This is a genomic window from Brachybacterium equifaecis, from assembly GCF_023509525.1.
In the GTDB taxonomy this organism is placed as follows: Bacteria; Actinomycetota; Actinomycetes; order Actinomycetales; family Dermabacteraceae; genus Brachybacterium; species Brachybacterium equifaecis.
Window position 1 is genome coordinate 18,009 of the sequence record NZ_JAKNCJ010000002.1, and the last position, 19,844, is coordinate 37,852.

21 protein-coding genes are annotated in these 19,844 nt (G+C 72.4%); 4 read left to right on the forward strand and 17 right to left on the reverse strand.

Annotated features, from left to right (window positions below):
* Positions 1-6: 6 nt before the first annotated feature.
* From Bequi_RS04515 to infC, 5 genes are all read right to left on the reverse strand, one after another.
* A complete protein-coding gene (locus tag Bequi_RS04515; protein ID WP_249736782.1) occupies positions 7-1,980 on the reverse strand; it encodes a bifunctional copper resistance protein CopD/cytochrome c oxidase assembly protein in 1,974 nt (657 codons plus the stop codon).
* Complete coding sequence (locus tag Bequi_RS04520; protein ID WP_249736783.1) at positions 1,977-2,867, reverse strand: TrmH family RNA methyltransferase; 891 nt, start codon at positions 2,865-2,867, stop codon at positions 1,977-1,979. Before Bequi_RS04520 ends, Bequi_RS04515 begins: the two co-directional genes overlap by 4 nt.
* 8 nt (positions 2,868-2,875) lie before the next feature.
* A complete protein-coding gene (rplT, locus tag Bequi_RS04525; protein ID WP_249736784.1) occupies positions 2,876-3,256 on the reverse strand; it encodes a 50S ribosomal protein L20 in 381 nt (126 codons plus the stop codon).
* Positions 3,257-3,318: 62 nt separating this feature from the next.
* Entirely contained in the window at positions 3,319-3,513 is a 195-nt protein-coding gene (gene rpmI, locus Bequi_RS04530) for a 50S ribosomal protein L35 (RefSeq protein WP_249736785.1), read from the reverse strand.
* Between the two features lie 58 nt (positions 3,514-3,571).
* Positions 3,572-4,249 (reverse strand): translation initiation factor IF-3, encoded by a 678-nt coding sequence (gene infC / locus Bequi_RS04535; RefSeq protein WP_249737385.1) that lies wholly within the window; start codon positions 4,247-4,249, stop codon positions 3,572-3,574.
* Positions 4,250-4,587: 338 nt separating this feature from the next.
* On the opposite strand from infC, the gene Bequi_RS04540 reads away from it, so the two are divergent.
* Complete coding sequence (locus tag Bequi_RS04540) at positions 4,588-5,025, forward strand: DUF1844 domain-containing protein (RefSeq protein ID WP_430623093.1); 438 nt, start codon at positions 4,588-4,590, stop codon at positions 5,023-5,025.
* A gap of 334 nt (positions 5,026-5,359) precedes the next feature.
* Here Bequi_RS04540 and Bequi_RS04545 read toward each other — a convergent pair whose 3' ends face one another.
* The 8 genes from Bequi_RS04545 to Bequi_RS04580 form a co-directional block, all read right to left on the reverse strand.
* Complete coding sequence (locus Bequi_RS04545; protein ID WP_249736786.1) at positions 5,360-6,688, reverse strand: MFS transporter; 1,329 nt, start codon at positions 6,686-6,688, stop codon at positions 5,360-5,362.
* Between the two features lies 1 nt (position 6,689).
* Positions 6,690-7,451, reverse strand: coding sequence for an SseB family protein (locus Bequi_RS04550; RefSeq protein ID WP_249736787.1), 762 nt, complete (start codon positions 7,449-7,451; stop codon positions 6,690-6,692).
* 86 nt (positions 7,452-7,537) lie between these two features.
* A complete protein-coding gene (gene priA, locus Bequi_RS04555; RefSeq protein WP_249736788.1) occupies positions 7,538-8,284 on the reverse strand; it encodes a bifunctional 1-(5-phosphoribosyl)-5-((5-phosphoribosylamino)methylideneamino)imidazole-4-carboxamide isomerase/phosphoribosylanthranilate isomerase PriA in 747 nt (248 codons plus the stop codon).
* Positions 8,285-8,372: 88 nt separating this feature from the next.
* Positions 8,373-8,528, reverse strand: coding sequence for a hypothetical protein (locus tag Bequi_RS04560; protein ID WP_249736789.1), 156 nt, complete (start codon positions 8,526-8,528; stop codon positions 8,373-8,375).
* Positions 8,525-9,223, reverse strand: coding sequence for an imidazole glycerol phosphate synthase subunit HisH (gene hisH / locus Bequi_RS04565; RefSeq protein WP_249736790.1), 699 nt, complete (start codon positions 9,221-9,223; stop codon positions 8,525-8,527). Before hisH ends, Bequi_RS04560 begins: the two co-directional genes overlap by 4 nt.
* Positions 9,220-9,861, reverse strand: a complete 642-nt coding sequence (locus Bequi_RS04570; protein ID WP_249736791.1) for a hypothetical protein — start codon at positions 9,859-9,861, stop codon at positions 9,220-9,222. The genes hisH and Bequi_RS04570 overlap by 4 nt, the downstream gene beginning before the upstream one ends.
* On the reverse strand, positions 9,858-10,469 hold the full coding sequence (hisB, locus tag Bequi_RS04575; RefSeq protein ID WP_249736792.1) for an imidazoleglycerol-phosphate dehydratase HisB: 612 nt from the start codon (positions 10,467-10,469) through the stop codon (positions 9,858-9,860). Before hisB ends, Bequi_RS04570 begins: the two co-directional genes overlap by 4 nt.
* A complete protein-coding gene (locus Bequi_RS04580; RefSeq protein ID WP_283774706.1) occupies positions 10,466-11,629 on the reverse strand; it encodes a histidinol-phosphate transaminase in 1,164 nt (387 codons plus the stop codon). Before Bequi_RS04580 ends, hisB begins: the two co-directional genes overlap by 4 nt.
* Before the next feature lie 164 nt (positions 11,630-11,793).
* On the opposite strand from Bequi_RS04580, the gene Bequi_RS04585 reads away from it, so the two are divergent.
* The gene (locus tag Bequi_RS04585; protein WP_249736793.1) at positions 11,794-12,198 is read left to right on the forward strand and encodes a DUF3054 domain-containing protein; all 405 of its coding nucleotides are present in this window, start codon (positions 11,794-11,796) and stop codon (positions 12,196-12,198) included.
* A gap of 109 nt (positions 12,199-12,307) precedes the next feature.
* On the opposite strand, the gene hisD is transcribed toward Bequi_RS04585, so the two are convergent.
* Positions 12,308-13,633, reverse strand: a complete 1,326-nt coding sequence (gene hisD / locus Bequi_RS04590) for a histidinol dehydrogenase (protein ID WP_249736794.1) — start codon at positions 13,631-13,633, stop codon at positions 12,308-12,310.
* A 63-nt stretch (positions 13,634-13,696) separates the two neighbouring features.
* Between hisD and zupT the strand changes: the two genes are divergently transcribed.
* Positions 13,697-14,512, forward strand: coding sequence for a zinc transporter ZupT (zupT, locus tag Bequi_RS04595; protein WP_249736795.1), 816 nt, complete (start codon positions 13,697-13,699; stop codon positions 14,510-14,512).
* A 103-nt stretch (positions 14,513-14,615) separates the two neighbouring features.
* On the forward strand, positions 14,616-16,844 hold the full coding sequence (locus Bequi_RS04600; protein WP_249736796.1) for an NADP-dependent isocitrate dehydrogenase: 2,229 nt from the start codon (positions 14,616-14,618) through the stop codon (positions 16,842-16,844).
* Between the two features lie 150 nt (positions 16,845-16,994).
* Here Bequi_RS04600 and Bequi_RS04605 read toward each other — a convergent pair whose 3' ends face one another.
* The 3 genes from Bequi_RS04605 to Bequi_RS04615 all read right to left on the reverse strand — a co-directional run bounded on the left by Bequi_RS04605 (position 16,995) and on the right by Bequi_RS04615 (position 19,380).
* Complete coding sequence (locus Bequi_RS04605) at positions 16,995-17,543, reverse strand: DUF488 domain-containing protein (RefSeq protein WP_249736797.1); 549 nt, start codon at positions 17,541-17,543, stop codon at positions 16,995-16,997.
* Between the two features lie 61 nt (positions 17,544-17,604).
* Positions 17,605-18,435: a sulfite exporter TauE/SafE family protein gene (locus tag Bequi_RS04610; RefSeq protein ID WP_249736798.1), complete on the reverse strand. Its 831-nt coding sequence runs from the start codon at positions 18,433-18,435 to the stop codon at positions 17,605-17,607.
* 78 nt (positions 18,436-18,513) lie between these two features.
* Positions 18,514-19,380 carry a PPK2 family polyphosphate kinase gene (locus Bequi_RS04615; protein ID WP_283774737.1) on the reverse strand — a complete coding sequence of 289 codons (867 nt, stop codon included), beginning with the start codon at positions 19,378-19,380 and terminating at the stop codon, positions 18,514-18,516.
* Between the last annotated feature and the right edge of the window lie 464 nt (positions 19,381-19,844).

The window sequence follows — 19,844 nt, forward strand, 5'->3', positions numbered from 1 at the left end:
CTGCGCTCATCCCCTGCCGCGCAGCGACTCCAGGTAGGCGTTGTACTCGGCGAGCTCGGCGTCGTCGTCGCGCTCGGCCTTGCGGTCGTACTGGCGCGCCCGGCGGTCCTCGGATCGCGTCCACAGCGCCACGAGCACGAGCGCGTAGAGGACCGTCGGCACCTCGGAGACGCCCCACATGATCGAGCCGCCGCGGCGCTGGATCAGGGCGAGCTCCTCCAGGGGATGCAGGCCGAGCGCGAGATACCAGTCCTGCGCGATGATCCAGGTCGCGGAGACGACGGCGACGCCGAAGAACGCGTGGAAGCTCAGCGTGACCAGCAGCGTGATGAGCTTCAGCACCGGGCTGATCTCGTGGGTCGCGGGATCGATGCCGATCAGCACCCACGCGAAGAGGTAGCCCGCCAGCAGGAAGTGCGCCGTCATCAGCACGTGGCCGAGGTGGTGCTCCATCGACAGCTCGAACAGCGGCGTGAAGTAGAAGACCACGAGCGATCCCGCGAAGAGGATTCCTGCCACGGGAGGCGTCGAGACCAGTCGCGCATACCGGGAGTGCAGAGCAGCGAGCACCCACTCGCGCACACCGCGCGAGCCGTCGGTCCGCGGAGCGGCGGCGCGGGTCAGGAGCGTGACGGGAGCGCCGAGCACCCAGAGCGGAGGCACGATCATCATCATCGCCATGTGCTGCACCATGTGCGCGTCGAACCGGAACAGACCGTACGCCGCCGGCCCCCCGCTCATCACCCACGCGAAGGCGAGGCAGCCCGCGAGGAAGGGCACGGTGCGCACCGCAGGCCAGGCGTCGCCACGGCGGCGCAGCCGGACCACGCCGGCCGTGTAGAGGCCCGCCATCGCGATCGCGAGCGCGAGCGCCATCCAGTCGGGCCGGAACTGCGTGAACAGCGAGGCGACGCCGAACGGCTCCGCGGGCGGGAGGTATCCGGCCAGTGCGATCAGCCGCAGCTCGCCCTCAGGAGGGATGACCTGCGCGACCGGCGGCCCGGTGCGGCCGAGGGCGATCGACAGGCCGAGAACGACCGCCAGGAGCACCCCCTCGGTGAGCGCGAGATGGCGGAAGCGCACGGCATCGCCGAGCCGGCGGCGCTGGAGCGCACCGATCACCGCGAGCACGATCAGCAGCACCGTCTTCGCCAGGACGATCCGCCCGTAGGGGATCGCGAGGAGATCGCCGAGGGAATCCAGGCGGATGCTCGCGCTCACGAGGCCCGAGAGGGCGAGCGCGATCACCGCGCCGAGCGCCCACGGCGAGAAGCGGCGGATGACCGTAGTCTCCCCCTCCTCACCCATCGCTCCGCGCATCAGGCCGATGACGAGCAGTCCGCCGGCCCACACGCAGACGGCGGCGATGTGCACGGCCATGGCGTTGACGGCGTTGGTGTGCTCGAGGCTCGCACCGGCGTGTCCGGCGAGGCCCAGGAATCCTGCGCCGATGCCCGCGAAGGCGAGGCCCCAGCAGGCGAGCGTCGTCGAGCGCGCGAGCGCCATGCACAGCGCCGCGAGACCGGCGAGGACCGCGATCGCGAGCTGCAGCTGGCCGAGGGCCGTGCTGAGCGCGAGCGGCCACAGCGGCAGCCCGCTGCCGGCGCCTGCCGCCTCCAGGGCGCCGAGCGGCACCAGCGCCAGCGAGGCGGCGGACCACAGCGCGCTTCCCGCGGCGCCGAGGCGCACGACCGCGCCGCGGCCCCCCTGCAGAGTCCGCACGCGCGAGCGGCGCGCTACCGCGTCGGCCCCGCAGCCCGCGGGGCCGGGCATGAGGAGCACAGCGACGCCTCCGGCCCCGATCGCCAGCAGCATGCCCAGGTGGTGCAGCGCGCGCAGCACGGGGATGCCCCAGGTGACCAGCGGGCTGACGGGGACCAGGGCTCCGGGCTGCGCGGCGCCGGTCGCGATGATCCCGAGGAGGGCCGCGGCGATGGCGAGCGCGAGGAGGAGGAGGGGGACGAGCAGGGCGCGCTTCACCGGGCGGCGCCCCCGCCGCGGCGGCGCATCGTCTCGAACAGGCACACGGTCGCGGCGATCGCGACGTTCAGGGATTCCGCGCTGCCGGCCAGCGGGATCCGCACTGCGAGGTCCGCGGCCTGGAGGACCGCATCGGGCAGTCCGTGGCCCTCGTTGCCGAGCAGCCAGGCCGAGCGCTCCGGCAGCTCCGCGTCGTAGAGATCCTGCGCGGCATAGCCGCTGGTGGCGAGCGCGGAGATGCTGTGCTCGGCGAGGGCCGGCAGGAGGCGCTCCGGATCGATCCCCGTCACGACGGGCAGGTGGAAGAGGCTGCCCGCGGCGGAGCGGACGGTCTTCGGCGCCCAGACGTCGGCCGTGCCGGCGGTGGCGATGACAGCGGCGGCGCCGGAGGCGTCGGCCGCGCGGATCAGGGTGCCGACGTTCCCCGGGTCCTGCACCTCGTGCAGGACGAGCAGGGTGAGCGGACCGTGCGGAAGGCCTTCGAGGACATCGTCGAGGCCTGGCTCGGGCATCGCGGCGAGGGCGAGGACGCCCTGGGGGCTGACGGGCCCGTCGGCCCCCGAGCCGGTCGCTCCGGCGGGGGCGTCGTTCCCGCTGCGCACCATCGCGCGCAGGACGTCCTCAGGAATGCGGCGGATGCGGCGGCCCGCGGCGGCCGCGAGGGCGAGGAGATCCGGGTTCGCGGCGGTGCCGGCATCGGTCAGGTACAGCTCGCGCACGTCGGCGGCGCGGTGCTCGAGCAGGGAGCGGACCGCCTGGGGGCCCTCCGCGCGGAACATCCCGAGCTTCCGACGTGCAGAGCGCCCGGACAGCGAGGCGATCATCCGCACCCGATCAGATCGGGGGGAGGTGATCGCCCAGCCATCCGGGCGCTCGGCATTGCTCATGAGGTCGATCAGGCCGCGGGGGCGTTGACGTCCTCGGGCAGGGCCTTCTTGGCGACCTGGACGAGCGCGGCGAAAGCCGCGGCGTCGTTGACGGCGAGCTCTGCGAGCATGCGACGGTCGACCTCCACACCCGCGAGGCCGAGGCCCTGGATGAGGCGGTTGTACGTCATGCCGTTGGCGCGGGAGGCAGCGTTGATGCGCTGGATCCAGAGACGACGGAAGTCGCCCTTGCGCGCCTTGCGGTCGCGGTAGCTGTAGGTGGCCGAGTGGAGCAGCTGCTCCTTGGCCTTGCGGTACAGGCGCGAGCGCTGACCGCTGTAGCCGCTGGCCTGCTCGAGGACCTCTCGACGCTTCTTATGGGCGTTGACCGCCCGCTTCACGCGTGCCACGTGATTCTCCTTCGCTGGTGTTCGAGTTCAGATGTGCGGGAACTCAGATCCCGCGAGGGGCCTCAGCGGCCGAGGAGGCGCTTGACCTTCTTGGTGTCTGCCTTGGACACGGAGGTGTCGCTGCCCAGACGGCGCTTGCGGGTCGAGCTCTTGTGCTCCAGGAGGTGGCGAGCGTTCGCCTTCTCCCGCATGAGCTTGCCGGACCCGGTGACGCGGACGCGCTTCTTGGTGCCCGAGTGGGTCTTGTTCTTCGGCATCAGCCTGTTCTCCTTCGTGATCGGATCCCTTTCGCCGCCTGCACGGCGGCTCCACGGATCAGGACTGCTCTGCGCCCTCGGGGGCGGGGGCGGGATCGGCGGCCGCCGCGGGGGCGGTCTCCGGTGAAGCGGGGGCGGCAGGGGCCTCGGGGGCGGCTGCCCCCTGCGGCTTGTCGGCCTTCTGCTCGTCGGTCTTGCGCTGGCGGGCCTCGGCGCGAGCCTGGGTCTTCTTCTTGGTCGGCCCCAGGACCATCACCATCGTGCGGCCGTCCTGGCGCGGGTAGGACTCGACGAAGCCGAACTCCGCGACCTCCTCGGCCATGCGGCCGAGCAGGCGGGTGCCGAGCTCCGGCCGGGACTGCTCGCGACCGCGGAAGCGCACCATGACCTTGACCTTGTCGCCGCCCTGGAGGAACTTCACCACGTTGCGGCGCTTGGTCTCGAAGTCGTGCGTGTCGATCTTCAGGCCCATACGGATCTCCTTCTGGACCGTGTTGACCTGGTTCTTCCGCGACTCGCGCGCCTTCATGTTCGCTTCGTACTTGAACTTGCCGTAGTCCATGAGGCGGCACACGGGCGGGTTAGCGCCGGGGGCGACCTCCACCAGGTCGAGATCGGCCTCCGCGGCCAGACGCAGCGCGTCCTCGACCTTGACCGTTCCGACCTGTTCTCCATTCGGGCCGACCAGAAGAACGAAGGGGACTCTGATCTGGCCGTTGATGCGCTGTTCGCTGATGGTGGCTCCTCACCTCGGTGGCATGTCTTCTCATGACGAAGGCCCCCACAGATCCTGTGGAGGCCTCGGAATGACAGCGTGCGAGCACGCGAGCCGGAACGGGTTCCGGCGGGTCACGACCCGGTGGCCGACGGCCACGAGGTGGGAGAGGCTCTCCACTTGATCCAGCCGCCCCGGTGGTGCGTGGGGCAGCTGTGCAGATGCGAGTCGAGGACCCTCACCTGCAGGGGAACGTCATGTTCCTTTCCCCTATGCTACCAGCAGCGCACCGGGCCCCGCCCGTGATGTGCGTCGCCCCTCGTCAAGGCCCTGGCGAGCACCCCCAGCGAAGGAATCCTGTGCACGAGAACCCCCTGTCCGACCGCTCCCCCGCGGAGCCGGCCCCGCTCGAGGATCCCCGCGCAGGCGCCGATTCCGCTGCCGAGCTCGGCGACCTCGACGATTCCAGCAGCGGCGCCTCGCGCGACATCGCGGATGTCTCCGCGGTCGAGATCATCACCACCGCCACCGTGCACCTGATGAGCGCCGCAGCGGTGAAGATCGGCCTCGCGGAGGACGAGCAGACCGGCCACTACCAGGACCTCGCCGAGGCGCGGAAGCTCATCATCGCCCTCGCGGGCCTGGTCACGGCCGCCTCTCCGGAGATCGGCGGGGACCACGCCCGCTCCCTGCGCGACGGGCTGCGCACGCTGCAGCTCGCGTTCGCCGAGGCTCTCCCCTTCCCCGATCCGCCCGGCCAGGCACCCGGCGAGAAGTGGACCGGCCGGGTCTCCTGACTCACGGGGGCCGCCGAACCGGGTGGGTCTGTCCACGAGCCGTCGCGCGGCACCGGTTCGCGCCGAGCCTGGCCGCGCGGAGCGGGGTCGCGTCGGCATTCGGCCGATCGACGTGCGTGCACACGTCGTAATCCGGGTCTGATTCCGACGCTTCGACGCACCTCGATCCGTGTGCGGTGCCCATTCCGACGGTTGCACGCACCTCGATCCGTGTCCGCTGCCCATTCCGACGCTTCCACGCACCTCGACTTCCATCCAGCCCCGATTCCGGCTCGACCACGCATGTCGATCGGCGCGCAGGGCGCTCGACCCGTGTCCCCCGCGCGCGTGACGCTCAGGCGAAGCGGGCGGCGAGCTCGCGGCGCAGGCGCCGGCGCCGCGAGCGCTGCGCGATCAGCGCTGCGATCGCGAAGACGATCGCGAGCAGGCTGGCCGCGGCGACTCCCCACCCCGGTCCGAAGGCGTCGATGACCGCGCCGATCACGGGGGATCCGGCGGCGGCGCCGACGGTCAGCGAGGTGCCGTGCCAGCCCATGGCCTCTCCTCGGACCTCCTCGGGCACCCGGTGCGAGATCGACTCCGAGGTCGCGGTGATGATCGGGGCGACGCACACCCCGGCGAGCATCACCGTCAGCGCGAGAGCGAGCAGCGAGCCCGTCGTGCCCGCGATGGCGACCGGCAGCGACAGCGTCCCGAGCCCGAGGAGCACCCACAGCGGGGGCACCGCGCGCGTCATCGCCCCGTAGACGAGTCCGCCGACGAGAGAACCTGCCGCCCACAGCGACATCACCACGGCGATCGCGCCGGTGCGGCCCTGTGCGTCGAGCATCGCGACGATCGAGAGGTCGGTCGCGGTGAAGATCAGCGAGCCGATGCCCATGGCCAGCAGGATCGTCATCCCGCCCGCAGTGAGAAGGGCGGAGCGCGCGGTCACCCGCTCCGTCGGGACGTCCGCCTCGACGACGCGGATCTGACCGGTCGCGAGGTCCTCCGCCAGGCGCTTCTCCCCGAGCGCGTCGTGCTGGGCGAGCATGGCCGCCTCGGCGGCCTCGAGGGGCCTCGGCAGCTTGACCGGCAGCACGAGCTGCTCGCTGCGGGTGGGCGGGTTCACGATGAACAGGCCGATCCCGGCGAGCGCGACCAGCACGCCCACGACGACCAGAGAGAGGGTCGTGCCCGCCGAGATGGCGGCGACCGTGATCGCCGCGGGGCCGATCATGAACACCAGCTCCGTGCCCACGGAGTCGAGTGCGAAGGCGGTGCGTCGCTGCTGCGGCGGGATGAGCACGGACAGCGAGGTGCGCATCACCGACCAGACCGGCAGACCGAACAGACCGCCGAGGAAGGCGAGGCCGATGAGCGCGCTGAACGGCACGAAGGCCGCGGCGATCAGGGTCGTGGACTGGATGAGGATCGAGGGCAGCACGGCGCGGCGCAGCCCCTTGGTGTCCACGAGGTGCCCGCGCCACGGGTTCGCGATCGCGGTGCCGAGAGTCGAGACGGTCACGATGATCCCCGCCTCCAGATAGCTGCGGCCGAGCGTCATGACGCAGTGGAGGGTGAGCAGCAGCCCGAGCGAGGCGAAGGGGATGCGGGCGAAGAAGCCGAGCACGAGGACGGGGAGCACCCCCGGCCGCTGGAGGACCTGCCTGTAGGCGTCCATCTCAGCCCCCCAGGGTCAGGGTGAGCGAGCTGGTCCGCTCGACGACGAGGAGCGATGCGGCGAGCTCGCCCGTGAGCGACTCCACGGTCGCCTGCACTTGGGGAGCGGTCAGGCCGGGGACGAGCCGCACGAGCAGATCGATCTCGGTGCGCTCTCCCGGCCGGGCCTCGAGCGCCGTGACGGATGGCAGGCGCTGCGCGATGCGGGAGATCTCCGCGGCGAGCTCGGCGTCCTCGTGCGGGGGCATCCAGTCGCGCCCTCGGGCGAGCGCCCAGAGGATCGAGCGCTGCAGGAGCAGCGGCCCGGCGAGGTCCTCGGGGGCGCTGCTGTCGGAAGCCGACGCCGCCGGATTCAGCAGCAGCTCGCTCACACCCTCCTGGACGGCGGCCTGCGCTGCCTGCGCGGTCAGCGTCGGGACGGGACGGGCGGCGGCCTGCCAGCGGGCGAGCTGCTGGACGGAGGTGAAGACGGGCAGGACGCGCGTGCCGTCGGGCGCGGTGATCGAGACCATGGCCATGTCGGCGCCGTTGTCGCCCTTCAGGCCGTGGGCGCTCGTGCCCGTCTCGGTCGCGACCGCCATGATCGGCACGAGGAGCCGGCTGCCCGCGAGGGCCGCGACCAGGTGCGAGCGCAGCGGGTCCTGCCCGCTCGCGACGGCGCCGAGAGCCTCGGCGACGGCGGACGGCGTGCTGCCGTCGTCGTCCGGGAACGGGCTCACGGCATAGTCGCGGCCCGCCCAGGGCGTCCCCGCGGTGTCGGCCAACGGGGACTTCTCGCGAAAATGGGCGGGCAGAGTCCGCTGCGCGGGCGGGAGGTCAGGGGTTCCAGAGCTGGGGGTCTCGGGAGGAATCACGGTCGGGCAGCCACCTCGAGCGCCTCGGGGAGCGTGAACGCGCCGGCGTAGAGCGCCTTGCCGACGATCGCGCCCTCGACGCCGATCTCGACGAGCTCGCGCAGGGCGGCGATGTCGGCCAGGGAGGAGATCCCGCCCGAGGCGATGACCTTCGCGTCGGTGCGCTCGCAGACCTGCTGGAGGAGCGCCGTGTTCGGGCCGCTCATCATGCCGTCCTTGGTGACGTCGGTGAGGACGTAGCGCGTGCAGCCGGCGGCGTCCAGGCGCTCCATCGCCTCCCACAGGTCACCGCCCTCCTTGGTCCACCCGCGCGCCGCGAGCGTGGTGCCGCGCACGTCGAGGCCGACGGCGATGCGGTCGCCGTGCTCGGCGAGCGCTTCCGCGGTCCACTCGGGGTTCTCCAGCGCCGCGGTGCCGAGGTTCACGCGGCGGCAGCCGGTCGCGAGGGCCGCGGCGAGGGAGGCGTCGTCGCGGATTCCTCCGGACAGCTCCACCTGGAGGTCGACGGCCGCGACGACCTCGGCGAGCAGAGCGGCGTTGGAGCCCCGACCGAAGGCCGCGTCGAGATCCACGAGGTGGAGCCACTCGGCGCCGCCCTGCTGGAAGTGCAGGGCGGCCTCGAGCGGCGAGCCGTAGCTGGTCTCGGTGCCCGCCTCTCCTTGGACGAGCCGGACGGCCTGGCCGTCCTGGACGTCGACGGCGGGGAGGAGCTGGAGTGCGGGACGGGCGACGGGTGCGGTCATGAGTGGTCTCCGAACGAGAGGGCGGGAAGGTGCGGGGCGCTGCGGGCGGGTTCGCCGCAGCGGCGGCGGGGGCTCTCGCCCCGCGCGGTCACATCTGGATGCGCCAGAGCGAGACGCCGATGCAGAGCAGTCCGATCAGGGCGGCCACGATGACCATCCACAGGGGCCTGCCGGACTTGTGGAAGGAATAGGCCGCCCCGACGATCATCCCGCCGGCGAACAGCATGAGGAAGGCGAGGATCATGAGGCGCTCACCGGGCGCCGCAGCGTGCCCAGCCAGTTCTCCAGCAGGCGCGCTCCCGCCTGGCCGGACTTCTCGGGATGGAACTGCGCGGCGGTCAGCGCGCCGTTCTCCACGGCGGCGATGAAGCGGTCCCCGCCGTGCTCGGCCCAGGTCACCAGCGGCGCCGGCATCGGCGGCAGGGGCTCGAAGTCCCAGCTGCGCACGCCGTAGGAGTGGACGAAGTAGAAGCGCTCCTCCTCGATCCCGGCGAGCAGCCGGGATCCGGCAGGCGCCTCGACGGTGTTCCAGCCCATGTGCGGGACGATCGCGGCCTGCAGGGCGGTGACCTCACCGGGCCACTGGGCGAGACCGTCGGCGCGGGTGCCGTGCTCGGTCCCGGCCTCGAACATGACCTGCAGGCCCACGCAGATCCCGAGCACGGGGCGCCCGCCGGCGAGCCGGCGCTCGATGATGCGGTCCCCGCCGACCGCGAGGATCTGGGCCATCGTCGCGGCGAACGCGCCGACGCCGGGGACCACGAGACCGTCGGCGGCCAGCGCCTTCTCGCGGTCCGCGGTGAGATCGACCCGGGCTCCGGCGGCCTCGAGCGCACGCACCACCGAGCGCACGTTGCCGCTGCCGTGGTCGAGCACGACGACCGAGGGGGCGTCTGCCTGCGCAGCGGATGCGGGAGGGGCGAGGGGAGCTGCCGTCACCGGGGGCGCCGCCCGTCGGCGATCCACTCGAGCGCCAGGTCGCGGCTGATGGCGGCCGGGCTCAGGCCCTCGCCGAGCTCATCCGGGGTGGTCGCGCCGAGCATCAGCTGCTCGACCGCGTCGTCCATGGCGCCCATCACGATGGCGGGCGAGACGTCGTCCCCGCGCTCGCCCTCCCGGTAGCGGGTGGCGGTCATGCGATCCCCTCGGCGCCAGAACAGCACCACGCCGTTGCGCTGCAGGGCGGTGGAGGTGATGGCGGCGAGCTCGTGCGCCTCGCCCTCCTGGAGCTCGCCGAGAGCGATCGCGCCCATCGAGGTCTCGTGCACTCGGGCGCGGGAGGGGATGAGGAGGCCGTCGGTGCGCGCCTCCTGGCCCAGGCGGATCGCTCCCGCCAGGGCCCTGGCGGAGATGACCGAGGTGGCGACCACGGCGATCGCGGGCTCCTCGCTCTGCGCGGCGCCCATGATGTCCTCCACCGTGAGCTCCCCCTCGGCGGCGACCTGATCCGCGCCTGCGGGGCGCTCGTTCTCACGCGCGAGCTCGGCGTCGAGATCGACGCCCTCCATCAGGCGGGCGAACTCGGCATTGATGTCATCATCGCCCGGTCCGGGGCGGGGCGGTTCGGCGGTGGTCACAGTGCACCCTTCGTGGACGGGACGTCATGGACGCGGGGATCGGGCTCGCAGGCTGCGCGCAGTGCGCGGGCCAGGGCCTTGAACTGCGCTTCGACGATGTGGTGGGGGTCGCGGCCCGCGAGCACGCGCATGTGCAGGCAGATCGCGGCGTGATGCGCGATGGACTCGAGGACGTGCCGGGTGAGGGAGCCGGTGAAGTGCCCCCCGATGAGGTGGAGCTCCTGCCCCGCGGGCTCGCCGGTATGCACGCAGTAGGGGCGGCCCGAGACGTCGACGACCGCCTGGGCGAGTGCCTCGTCCAGCGGCACGAGCGCATCGCCGAAGCGGGCGATCCCCTTCTTGTCCCCGAGGGCCTCCCGCAGGCACTGGCCGAGCACGATGGCGGTGTCCTCCACGGTGTGGTGCGCATCGATGTGGGTGTCGCCGGTCGCCTTCACCGTGAGGTCGAAGCGGGCGTGCGTGCCGAGCGCCGTCAGCATGTGATCGAAGAACGGGACCGACGTGGAGATGTCGCAGCGGCCGGTGCCGTCGAGATCCAGGGCAACCTCCACGGTGGACTCCCGCGTGCTGCGGGAGATCGTGGCGGTGCGGTGGGCGGGTGCGGTCATGCGGGGTCGACCTCCGTCAGTGCGGTGCGGAATGCGGTGTTGTCCTCCGGTGCGCCGATCGACACGCGCAGCCAGGGCGCGGGGCCGACCTCGCGGATCAGCACGCCGCGGTCCAGCAGTCCCTGCCAGACCGCGCGCCGATCCCCGCGCGGGAGGAAGAAGAGGAAGTTCGCGTCGGAGGGGGCGACCGTATAGCCCTCGGCTCGCAGGTGCGCGGCAAGAGCGTCGCGCTCCGTGCGCAGCAGCTCCACCTGGGCCAGCAACTCGGCGCGGTGCGCGAGCGCGGTGCGCGCGACCGCCTGGGTGACGGCGGAGAGGTGGTACGGAAGGCGCACGATGCGCACGAGGTCCACGATGCCCGGATCGGCGACCATGTAGCCGATGCGGCCTCCGGCCAGAGCGAACGCCTTGGACATCGTGCGCGTCACCACGAGGTTCGGGAACTCGGGCAGCAGCTCGAGGGGGCTGGGGACGCCGGCGCGGCGGAACTCGGCGTAGGCCTCGTCCACGACCAGCAGGCCCGCGCACGGCGCGAGCGCGGCGGCTGCCGCGCGCACGACCTCGAGATCCAGGGCGGTGCCGGTGGGGTTGTTCGGGCTCGCGAGCACCACGATGTGCGGATCGTGCCGGGCGATCGCGTCGCTCACCTGCGCGGCGGTGAGCGCGAAGTCGGGCGCGGGGCCGCGCTCGGCCGTCACCCAGGAGGTGAAGGTGTCGCGGGCGTACTCCGGATACATCGAGTAGTGGGGCGTGAAGCCGAGCGCGGTGCGGCCGGGACCTCCGAACGCCAGCATCAGCTGGTGCATGACCTCGTTCGACCCGTTCGCCGCCCACACGGACTCCGGCCGCGGAGCAGGGATCCCCGACTCCTCGGCGAGATAGTCGCCCAGATCTGCGCGCAGCGCCTCGAACTCGCGATCGGGGTACCGGTGCAGGTCCAGCGCCGCTGTGCGCACGGCCTCGCCCATCGCCTGGGCGAGCGCTTCCGAGGGACCGAACGGGTTCTCGTTGACGTTCAGCAGGTGGGGGACGTGGATCTGCGGGGCGCCGTAGGGCTCCATCCCGGCGAGATCGGGCCGCGGCGCGGGCAGACCCGCGCGCGCACCGCCTGCGGAGGGACCGCGGGCGTCGAGGGGCGCAGGAGGAGTGGAACCGGGCATGCCCCCATCGTAGGGGGAGGCGCCGACACTCCGGCCGGGAGCCCGCGGGGCGGGATGCCGGCCTGCAGCGCGACCTCCCGCCGGATCACGCGCCCTCCCCCCGGACCGCTCGCACGAGGACACCGCGGCGCGGTCCGTTCGCGCGGCCCGGCTACCCTGGAGGAATGCTCCGCTTCCTCGGCGCCCTCGTGGGCGATGTCCTCGCTGTCGTCCTGTTCGTCGCCATCGGCCTGCTCCAGCATCACGAGCCGCTGACGGGCACGAGCCTGTTCGCCGTCGCCTGGACCTTCCTCGTCGGTCTGATCCTGGGGCACCTGGCCGCGCAGTCGTGGCGCCGCCCCTTCGCGCTGTGGCCCCAGGGCGTCTGCATCTGGGCGATCACGCTGGTCGCGGCGATGGCGCTGCGCACGCTCTTCCAGCAGGGCACCGAGGTCTCGTTCGTGATCGTGACCGCGGCGGTCCTCGCCGTGTTCATGCTCGGGTGGAGGGCGATCGCCTCCTTCGTCACCCGCGGCGAGCGGCGCGAGATCATCGACGCGGCCGACCTCCCCGGCACCAGCGTCCGCTGAGGCCCCTCCCCCGGGGTTCCGCGCCGACGGGCGCCGCCCGCCGCCGATCGGGGCCCTGCGCCGGGGCCTGCGGCACCGCCAGGGCGCGGCGCCCCGGGCGATAGGCGGATCAGTCCTCGAAGCGGATGTCGATCGCAGCGCCGTGACCGGGCAGGCCCTCGGCGCGAGCGAGTGTCGTGGCGGCCTCCCGCGAGGCCGCGAGCGCCTCGTGGTCGTACTCCACCACGTGGATGCCGCGCAGGAAGGACTGCACGCCGAGCCCCCCGGCGAAGCGCGCCGTGCCGCCCGTGGGCAGCACGTGGTTGGAGCCCGCGGCGTAGTCGCCGAGGCTCACCGGGCTGTACGCGCCGACGAACACCGCTCCGGCATTGGTGACGCGCGCCGCGATCGCGGGCGCGTCGGCCGTTTGGATCTCGAGGTGCTCGGCCCCGTAGGCGTTGACGACCTCGAGCCCCTGGTCGAGGTCGCGCACGAGGATCGCGCCGCTCTGCACGCCGCGCAGCGCCTCGGCGATCCGCTCGGCGTGGGGCGCCGCCGCGACCTGGCGCTCGAGCTCCGACTCCACCGCCCCCACCAGCGCCTCGTCGTCGGTCACGAGCACGGCAGCGGCGAGCGGATCGTGCTCGGCCTGGGAGATGAGATCCGCCGCGACGAGCCGCGGGTCGGCGCCGGCGTCGGCGAGGATCGCGATCTCCGTCGGCCCCGCCTCGGCGTCGATGCCGACGCGCCCGCGCACCAGGCGCTTCGCGGCGGCGACGAACACGTTGCCCGGTCCGGTCACGAGATCCACCGGCGCGAGGCCTCGCCCGTCGCCGAGATCCTCCGCCCCGTGGGCGAGCAGGGCGATCGCCTGCGCGCCGCCCGCGGCGAGCACCTCGGTGATCCCGAGCAGCGCGCAGGCCGCGAGGATCGTCGGGTGCGGCAGGCCGCCGAACTCCGCCTGCGGGGGCGAGGCCAGCACGATCTCCTCCACGCCTGCGGTGAGGGCGGGAACGGCGTTCATCACCACGGAGCTCGGCAGCGCGGCGCGCCCGCCGGGCACGTAGAGGCCCACGCGCCGCACCGGCACCCAGCGCTGCACGACCTTCCCGCCGGGGAGCACCTCGACCACGTCGTCGGCTCGCACCTGCGCCGCATCGACGGCGCGCACGCGCGCGATCGCGGTCTCGAGCGCGGAGCGGATCTCCGGGTCCAGCTGCGCGAGCGCGGACTCGAGGGCCTCTCTGGGCACCCGCAGGTGGGGCGGGCGCACCCGGTCGAAGCGCTCGGACGCCTCCAGCACCGCCGCCGCGCCGCGCGAGGCGACGTCGCGGATGATCGGGGCGACCGCAGCGGTCGCGGCCTCCACATCGAGCTCCGGGCGGGGCAGGGCGGCGGCGAGCTGGGCCGCCGTGAGGCGCTGATCGCGCAGGTCAGTGACGCGGAGGTAGGTCATGGGGCGATTGTACGAGGCGGCCCCAGGCCCCTCCGCGGAGGCGGCCTGCTCTAGAGTCGACGGGTGCTCCTGGCCCTGCTCCTCACCGTTCTCGCGGGCGGTGCCACATCCGTGGGCGCCGCGATCGCGCTGATCGGGAGCGGCACGTCCGATCGCTTCCTCGCAGCGGGGCTGGGCTTCTCCGCCGGCGTGATGCTGTACGTCTCCTTCGCCGAGCTGCTGCCGCAGGGCGCGGCCGTGCTCTCCGGAGCCGGTCCCGGAGAGACCGCGACGCGCGCGGGCACGGCGTGGGCCGCAGCCTCCTTCTTCGCGGGCATGATCCTCGTCGCCGCGCTCTCGCGGCTGGTCCCGCAGCGGATGCCCCGCGCCGTCGGCGGCGCGTCGGCCGAGGCGCCCGGGCTCCCGGCCGCCGAGCGCGCCCGCCGCGCGCGCCTCCTGCGCACAGGGGCGCTCACCGCGGCGGTGCTCGCCCTGCATAACCTGCCGGAGGGGTTCGCGACCTTCGTGGCCGCCCTGCAGTCCCCGCGGGTCGCAGTGCCGGTCGTGATCGCGATCGCCCTCCACAACATTCCGGAAGGGATCGCCGTGGCCATCCCGGTGCGGCGCGCGACGGGCTCGCGGCGCCGTGCGTTCTGGCTGGCGACGGCTTCCGGGATGGCCGAGCCCGTCGGCGCGGTGATCGGGTGGCTGCTGCTCTCGCGCTGGCTGGAGGGACCGGCGCTCGGCGCGGTGCTCGCCGCAGTCGCGGGGGTGATGGTGCTCATCTCTCTGGACGAGCTGCTGCCGTCGGCCGAGGAGAGCGGCGAGCATGGAGTCGTCGTCGGCGCGCTGATCACCGGGATGGCTGTGATGGCCGGGAGCCTCCTGCTGCTGGGCTGAGCCGTTCCCAGCGCGGAGCCGCCGCGCGGAGCGGCTCCCGCCTCGCTCCGATAGTCTTGACGTCGAGAGATTCTTGCGCCGAACCGAGGGAGCCCCGCCGACCATGTCGCGAATCATCTACACCCACACCGACGAAGCACCGATGCTCGCCACCGCCTCGTTCCTGCCGATCCTGGAGGCCTTCGCCGGCACCGCCGGCATCGAGGTCGAGACCCGTGACATCTCGCTCGCGGGCCGCATCGTCGCGGCCTTCTCCGACCTCCTCCCCGAGGAGCAGCGCGAGGCCGACGCCCTCGCCGAGCTCGGGAAGCTCGCGACCTCGCCGGACGCGAACATCATCAAGCTGCCGAACATCTCCGCCTCGGTGCCGCAGCTGAAGGCCGCGATCGCCGAGCTCCAGGGCCAGGGCATCGACCTTCCCGACTACCCCGACTCCCCCGCGACCGACGCGGAGAAGGACGCCCGGTCACGGTACGACGCCGTGAAGGGCTCCGCCGTGAACCCCGTGCTGCGCGAGGGCAACTCCGACCGCCGCGCCCCCCAGGCCGTGAAGAACTTCGCGAAGACCCACCCGCATCGCATGGGCGCGTGGTCCGCGGACTCGGGGACCTCGGTCGCCACGATGGGCGCCGACGACTTCCGCGCCAACGAGCAGTCCGTCGTGCTGGAGAAGGACGACGTCCTCTCGATCGTGCACGTCGGGGCCGACGGATCGGAGACCGTCCTCAAGGAGCGCATCCCCGTGCTGGCCGGCGAGATCGTCGACTCCACCGTGATGAGCGCGAAGGCGCTGGACGCATTCCTGGCGCAGCAGATCGCCGCGGCGAAGGAGCAGGGAGTGCTGTTCTCCCTGCACCTGAAGGCCACGATGATGAAGGTCTCCGACCCGATCCTCTTCGGCCGCGCGGTGCGCGCCTTCTTCCCGGAGGTGTTCGCGCAGTACGGCGAGCAGCTCGAGGCGGCAGGGCTCTCCCCCAACAACGGCCTCGGCGGGATCCTCTCGGGTCTCGACGCCCTGGATGCCGACGTCGCCGCCGGCGTGCGCGAGGCGATCCAGAAGGGTCTGGCGGACGGCCCGGCGCTCGCCATGGTGAACTCCGACAAGGGCATCACGAACCTGCACGTGCCCAGCGACGTCATCATCGACGCCTCCATGCCCGCGATGATCCGCACCTCCGGCCACATGTGGGGTCCGGACGGCGAGGAGGCCGACACCCTCGCGGTCATCCCCGACTCCTCCTATGCGGGCGTCTACGACGTCGTCATCGAGGACTGCAAGGCGGGCGGCGCCTTCGATCCGACGACCATGGGCACGGTCCCCAACGTCGGCCTGATGGCGCAGAAGGCCGAGGAGTACGGCTCCCACGACAAGACCTTCGAGGTCGCGGCCGACGGCCGCATCGAGGTGCGCGACGGCTCCGGCATCGCTCTCATGACGCAGGAGGTCGAGGCGGGCGACGTGTTCCGCGCCTGCCAGGCCAAGGACGCCCCCATCCGGGACTGGATCCAGCTCGCCGTGCGCCGCTCGCGCGAGTCGGGGATGCCCGCGGTGTTCTGGCTGGACGAGTCGCGTGCGCACGATCGCAACCTCATCGCGAAGGTCGAGGCGCAGCTCGAGCAGGAGGACACCGAGGGCCTGGACCTGCGGATCCTCTCCCCCATCGAGGCGACGAAGCACACCCTGGAGCGCGTGCGCCGCGGCGAGGACACGATCTCCGTGACCGGCAACGTGCTGCGCGACTACCTCACCGATCTCTTCCCCATCATGGAGCTCGGCACGAGCGCGAAGATGCTGTCGGTGGTCCCGCTGATGAACGGCGGCGGCCTGTTCGAGACCGGCGCCGGAGGCTCGGCCCCCAAGCACGTCCAGCAGCTCGTGGAGGAGGACTACCTGCGCTGGGATTCCCTCGGGGAGTTCCTGGCCCTCGCGGAGTCGCTGCGGCACCTGGCGCGCACCGAGAGCAACGATCGCGCCCGCGTGATCGCCGACGCCCTCGACCGCGCCACCGAGACGCTGCTGAACAACGACAAGTCCCCGCAGCGCAAGCTCGGCACGATCGACAACCGCGGCTCGCACTTCTACCTCGCGCTGTACTGGGCCCAGGAGCTCGCCCAGCAGACCGAGGACGCCCAGCTCGCGGAGGCCTTCGCCCCGATCGCGCAGGAGTTCGGCGAGAAGGAGGAGCAGATCGCCTCCGAGCTGCTCGCCGTGCAGGGGAAGCCGGCCGACATCGGCGGGTACTACCGTCCCGATGCGGAGAAGACCGCGAAGGTCATGCGGCCCTCGGCCACGCTGAACGCGATCATCGACGAGATCAGCTCGGCGCTCTGAGCGTGCGCGGCCGCTGATCCGGCCGCAGCGGGCTCGTCCCGCCGGCAGCAGCCCCGCCCCTCCCTCTCCGGGAGCGGCGGGGCTGCTGCGCATCTCGGCGGGTGCGAGGCCATGGCACGGCGCCGGCTCCTCGTCCCGCTGCCGCGCGCTTCAGTCCGAAGCGGTCCCGTCCCAGACGACGAGCCCGTCCTCCCCGATCCGGGCGCCGTCGCTGGGCTCGGCGGGCTTCTGGTCCCCGCTGTGGAGGAGGTGGAGGACGGGGAGGTCCTCCTGGAGCATGGCGACATCGGCGATGATGCGGCGGTGGCAGCGCCACCACACGGCCTCGGAGCACATCACGGCGACGGCGCGCTCCCGCATCCCGGCGATCAGCTCCGCGAGCCCCTCCTGGAACTCCTCGCTGCGGGTCCATCCGGCGTAGGCGCGGAACTGCGCGACCTGCCACCACTGGTCGGGCGACTGCTCCAGCTCGTCCTTCGTCATCCGTCGGCGGCCGCCCAGGCGCTCATCCCAGCGGTAGGCGATCCCGAGGCTCTCGCACAGCTCGGGCACGGCGCCGCGGGCAGCCGCCTCGTTCGTGCGGGAGCCCGGGAAGCGGCGCACATCCACCACCTCGGCGATGCCGGCGCCGGCGATCAGGGCGCCGAGCTCCTCGCTATCGAGGCGACCGTGGCCGAAGGTCAGCAGGGGATGCGTCATGCGAGGGGCTCCTCATCTCGGTGGGCGTGCGCCGGGGCCGACAGCAGCGGTATCAGCCGCTTCACGCGAGCTGACGGATCAGCGCGACGACGGCGACGAGCACGATGATCCCGCGCAGCACGCCCTCGGGGAGCCTCTTGGCGAGATGCGAGCCGGCATACCCGCCGATCAGGGAGCCCACCGCGATCGCCGCCGATGCCGCCCAGATGATCTCGGCGCCGGTGACGGCGAAGGCGAGGAGGTAGACGACCGCGGCAGTGGCGTTGACGATCAGGCTCAGCAGGTTCTTCACCGCGTTGACGCTCTTCATGGGGCGACCGGTGAACGCGCCGAGCACGCCCAGGTACAGGACGCCCTGCGCGGCGGTGAAGTATCCGCCGTACAGGGACGCGGCACCCATCGAGGCGAGCAGCGCGGGCGAGGAGTAGGCATCGGGTCCCGCGAGGGCGCCCTGCGATTCATTCTGCGCTGCGGCCCCGTCGGCAGCGCTGTCGGCCGCGCGCCTGCGTGCGAGGGAGCGGGCGATACGGGGCTGTAGGAGCACCAGCACGAGCGCGACCACGATGAGCACCGGCACCACGAACTCGAGCGCGCGCCCGGGCGAGATCAGCAGGAGCACGGATCCAGTCGCCGCGCAGACCAGGGTCGTCGCGAGCAGCGGGAGGAGCCGGCTCGTGCGGCTCTCCTCGGCGATCTCGCGCCGGTACCCGATCACCGAGCCGATCGTGGAGAAGACCATGCCGATGGTGTTCGTGCGCACCGCGACCCCAGGCGGGACGCCGATCGCGAGCAGCACGGGGAGGGTGAGGAGTGATCCGGAGCCGACGGCCGCGTTGATGATCCCGGCGAGGACCCCCATCGCCGCGAGCAGGGCGAGCACGGAGAGGTCCATCGTCGCTCCTGAGGTGAGGGTCCGGCGCCGCTGTCGGCGGCGCCGGACCAGCCTAGACCCGCAGGTCCGTCCGCAGGGTCAGAGAGCGGGCGCGTCGGCGATCGTCGCGCGCAGGCGCTCCTTCTGCTCGGCCACGTCGAAATCCGCGGCGGGCCACTGCGGATCGATGGTGCGCAGCGCCTGCTGGAGCAGGTCCTGGACGGCGATCCGCGCGTACCACTTCCGATCGGCGGGGACCACGAACCACGGTGCCGCCTCGGTGGAGGTCGCGGACAGCGCCTTGGAATAGGCGTCCATGTAGGCGCTCCACTGGGCGCGCTCATCGATGTCGCCCGGGTTGAACTTCCAGTGCTTGTCCGGGCGCTCCAGGCGCTCCATGAGCCGCTCCCCCTGCTCCGCATAGGAGAGCAGCAGCATCACCTTCACGATGAGCACGCCGGAATCCGCGAGCTCCTGCTCGAAGGCGTTGATCGCCGCGTAGCGCCGCTCGATCTCGGCTTCGTCGGCCCAGCCGTGGACCCGGTGGATCAGGACGTCCTCGTAGTGCGAGCGGTCGAACACGCCGATCATGCCGGGAGCGGGCACGTGGGGGCGGATGCGCCAGAGGAAGTCGTGCGCCTTCTCCTCGTCGGTGGGCGCCTTGAACGCGGTGATGCCGACGCCCTGCGGGTCGACGCCGCCGACGACGTGCCGCATGATCCCGCCCTTGCCGGAGGTGTCCATGCCCTGCACGACCAGCAGCACGCGCGCGCCGTCCGCGGTGCCGTGGTGCGCGGCGAACAGGCGCTCCTGGAGGGAGGAGAGCGCATCCTCGCACTCGGCGAGCCTCTCCTGGCCCTCCTTCTTGCCTCCGCTGAAGCCGGGGGTGGCCGAGGGGTCGAACTCGTGGATGTCGCCGGTCCACCCCGGGGTGATGGGGAAGCCGCGGGCTGCGCCGTCGGGCAGGGCCGCGGGGTCCAGCGCGAACCGGCGCGTCTGCGATGTCGCGGTCTTCGTCGTCGGGGACTTCGCCGTAGGGGCCTTGGCCGTCGAGGTCTTCGCCGTAGGGGCCTTAGCCGTCGAGGTCTTCGTCGTCGCGGACTTCGCGCTCTTCGTCGTCTTCGCGGGCTGTGCGCTCTTCGCAGTCGCGCTCTTCGCGGATGCGGTCTTCGTGGACGGTGCGCTCGTCGCGGGCGCGCTCTTCGCGGACTTCGCGCTGCGGGTGGTCTTCTTCGTCGATGCCATGAGGGAAGGGTACCGAGCCCCGAGCCCCCTATCCTCGAGCGACCTTCCGGCCACTTCCGACCTTCCGCGCATCTCTCCTGGCGGCGCCGTCCGATCCGACAGACGCCCAGCTGGGAATTTCGGGACCTGAGCCGACCGCACTCAACCTCGGATTCTCCTCTGACCTGCGACGACGCGCAGAGGCC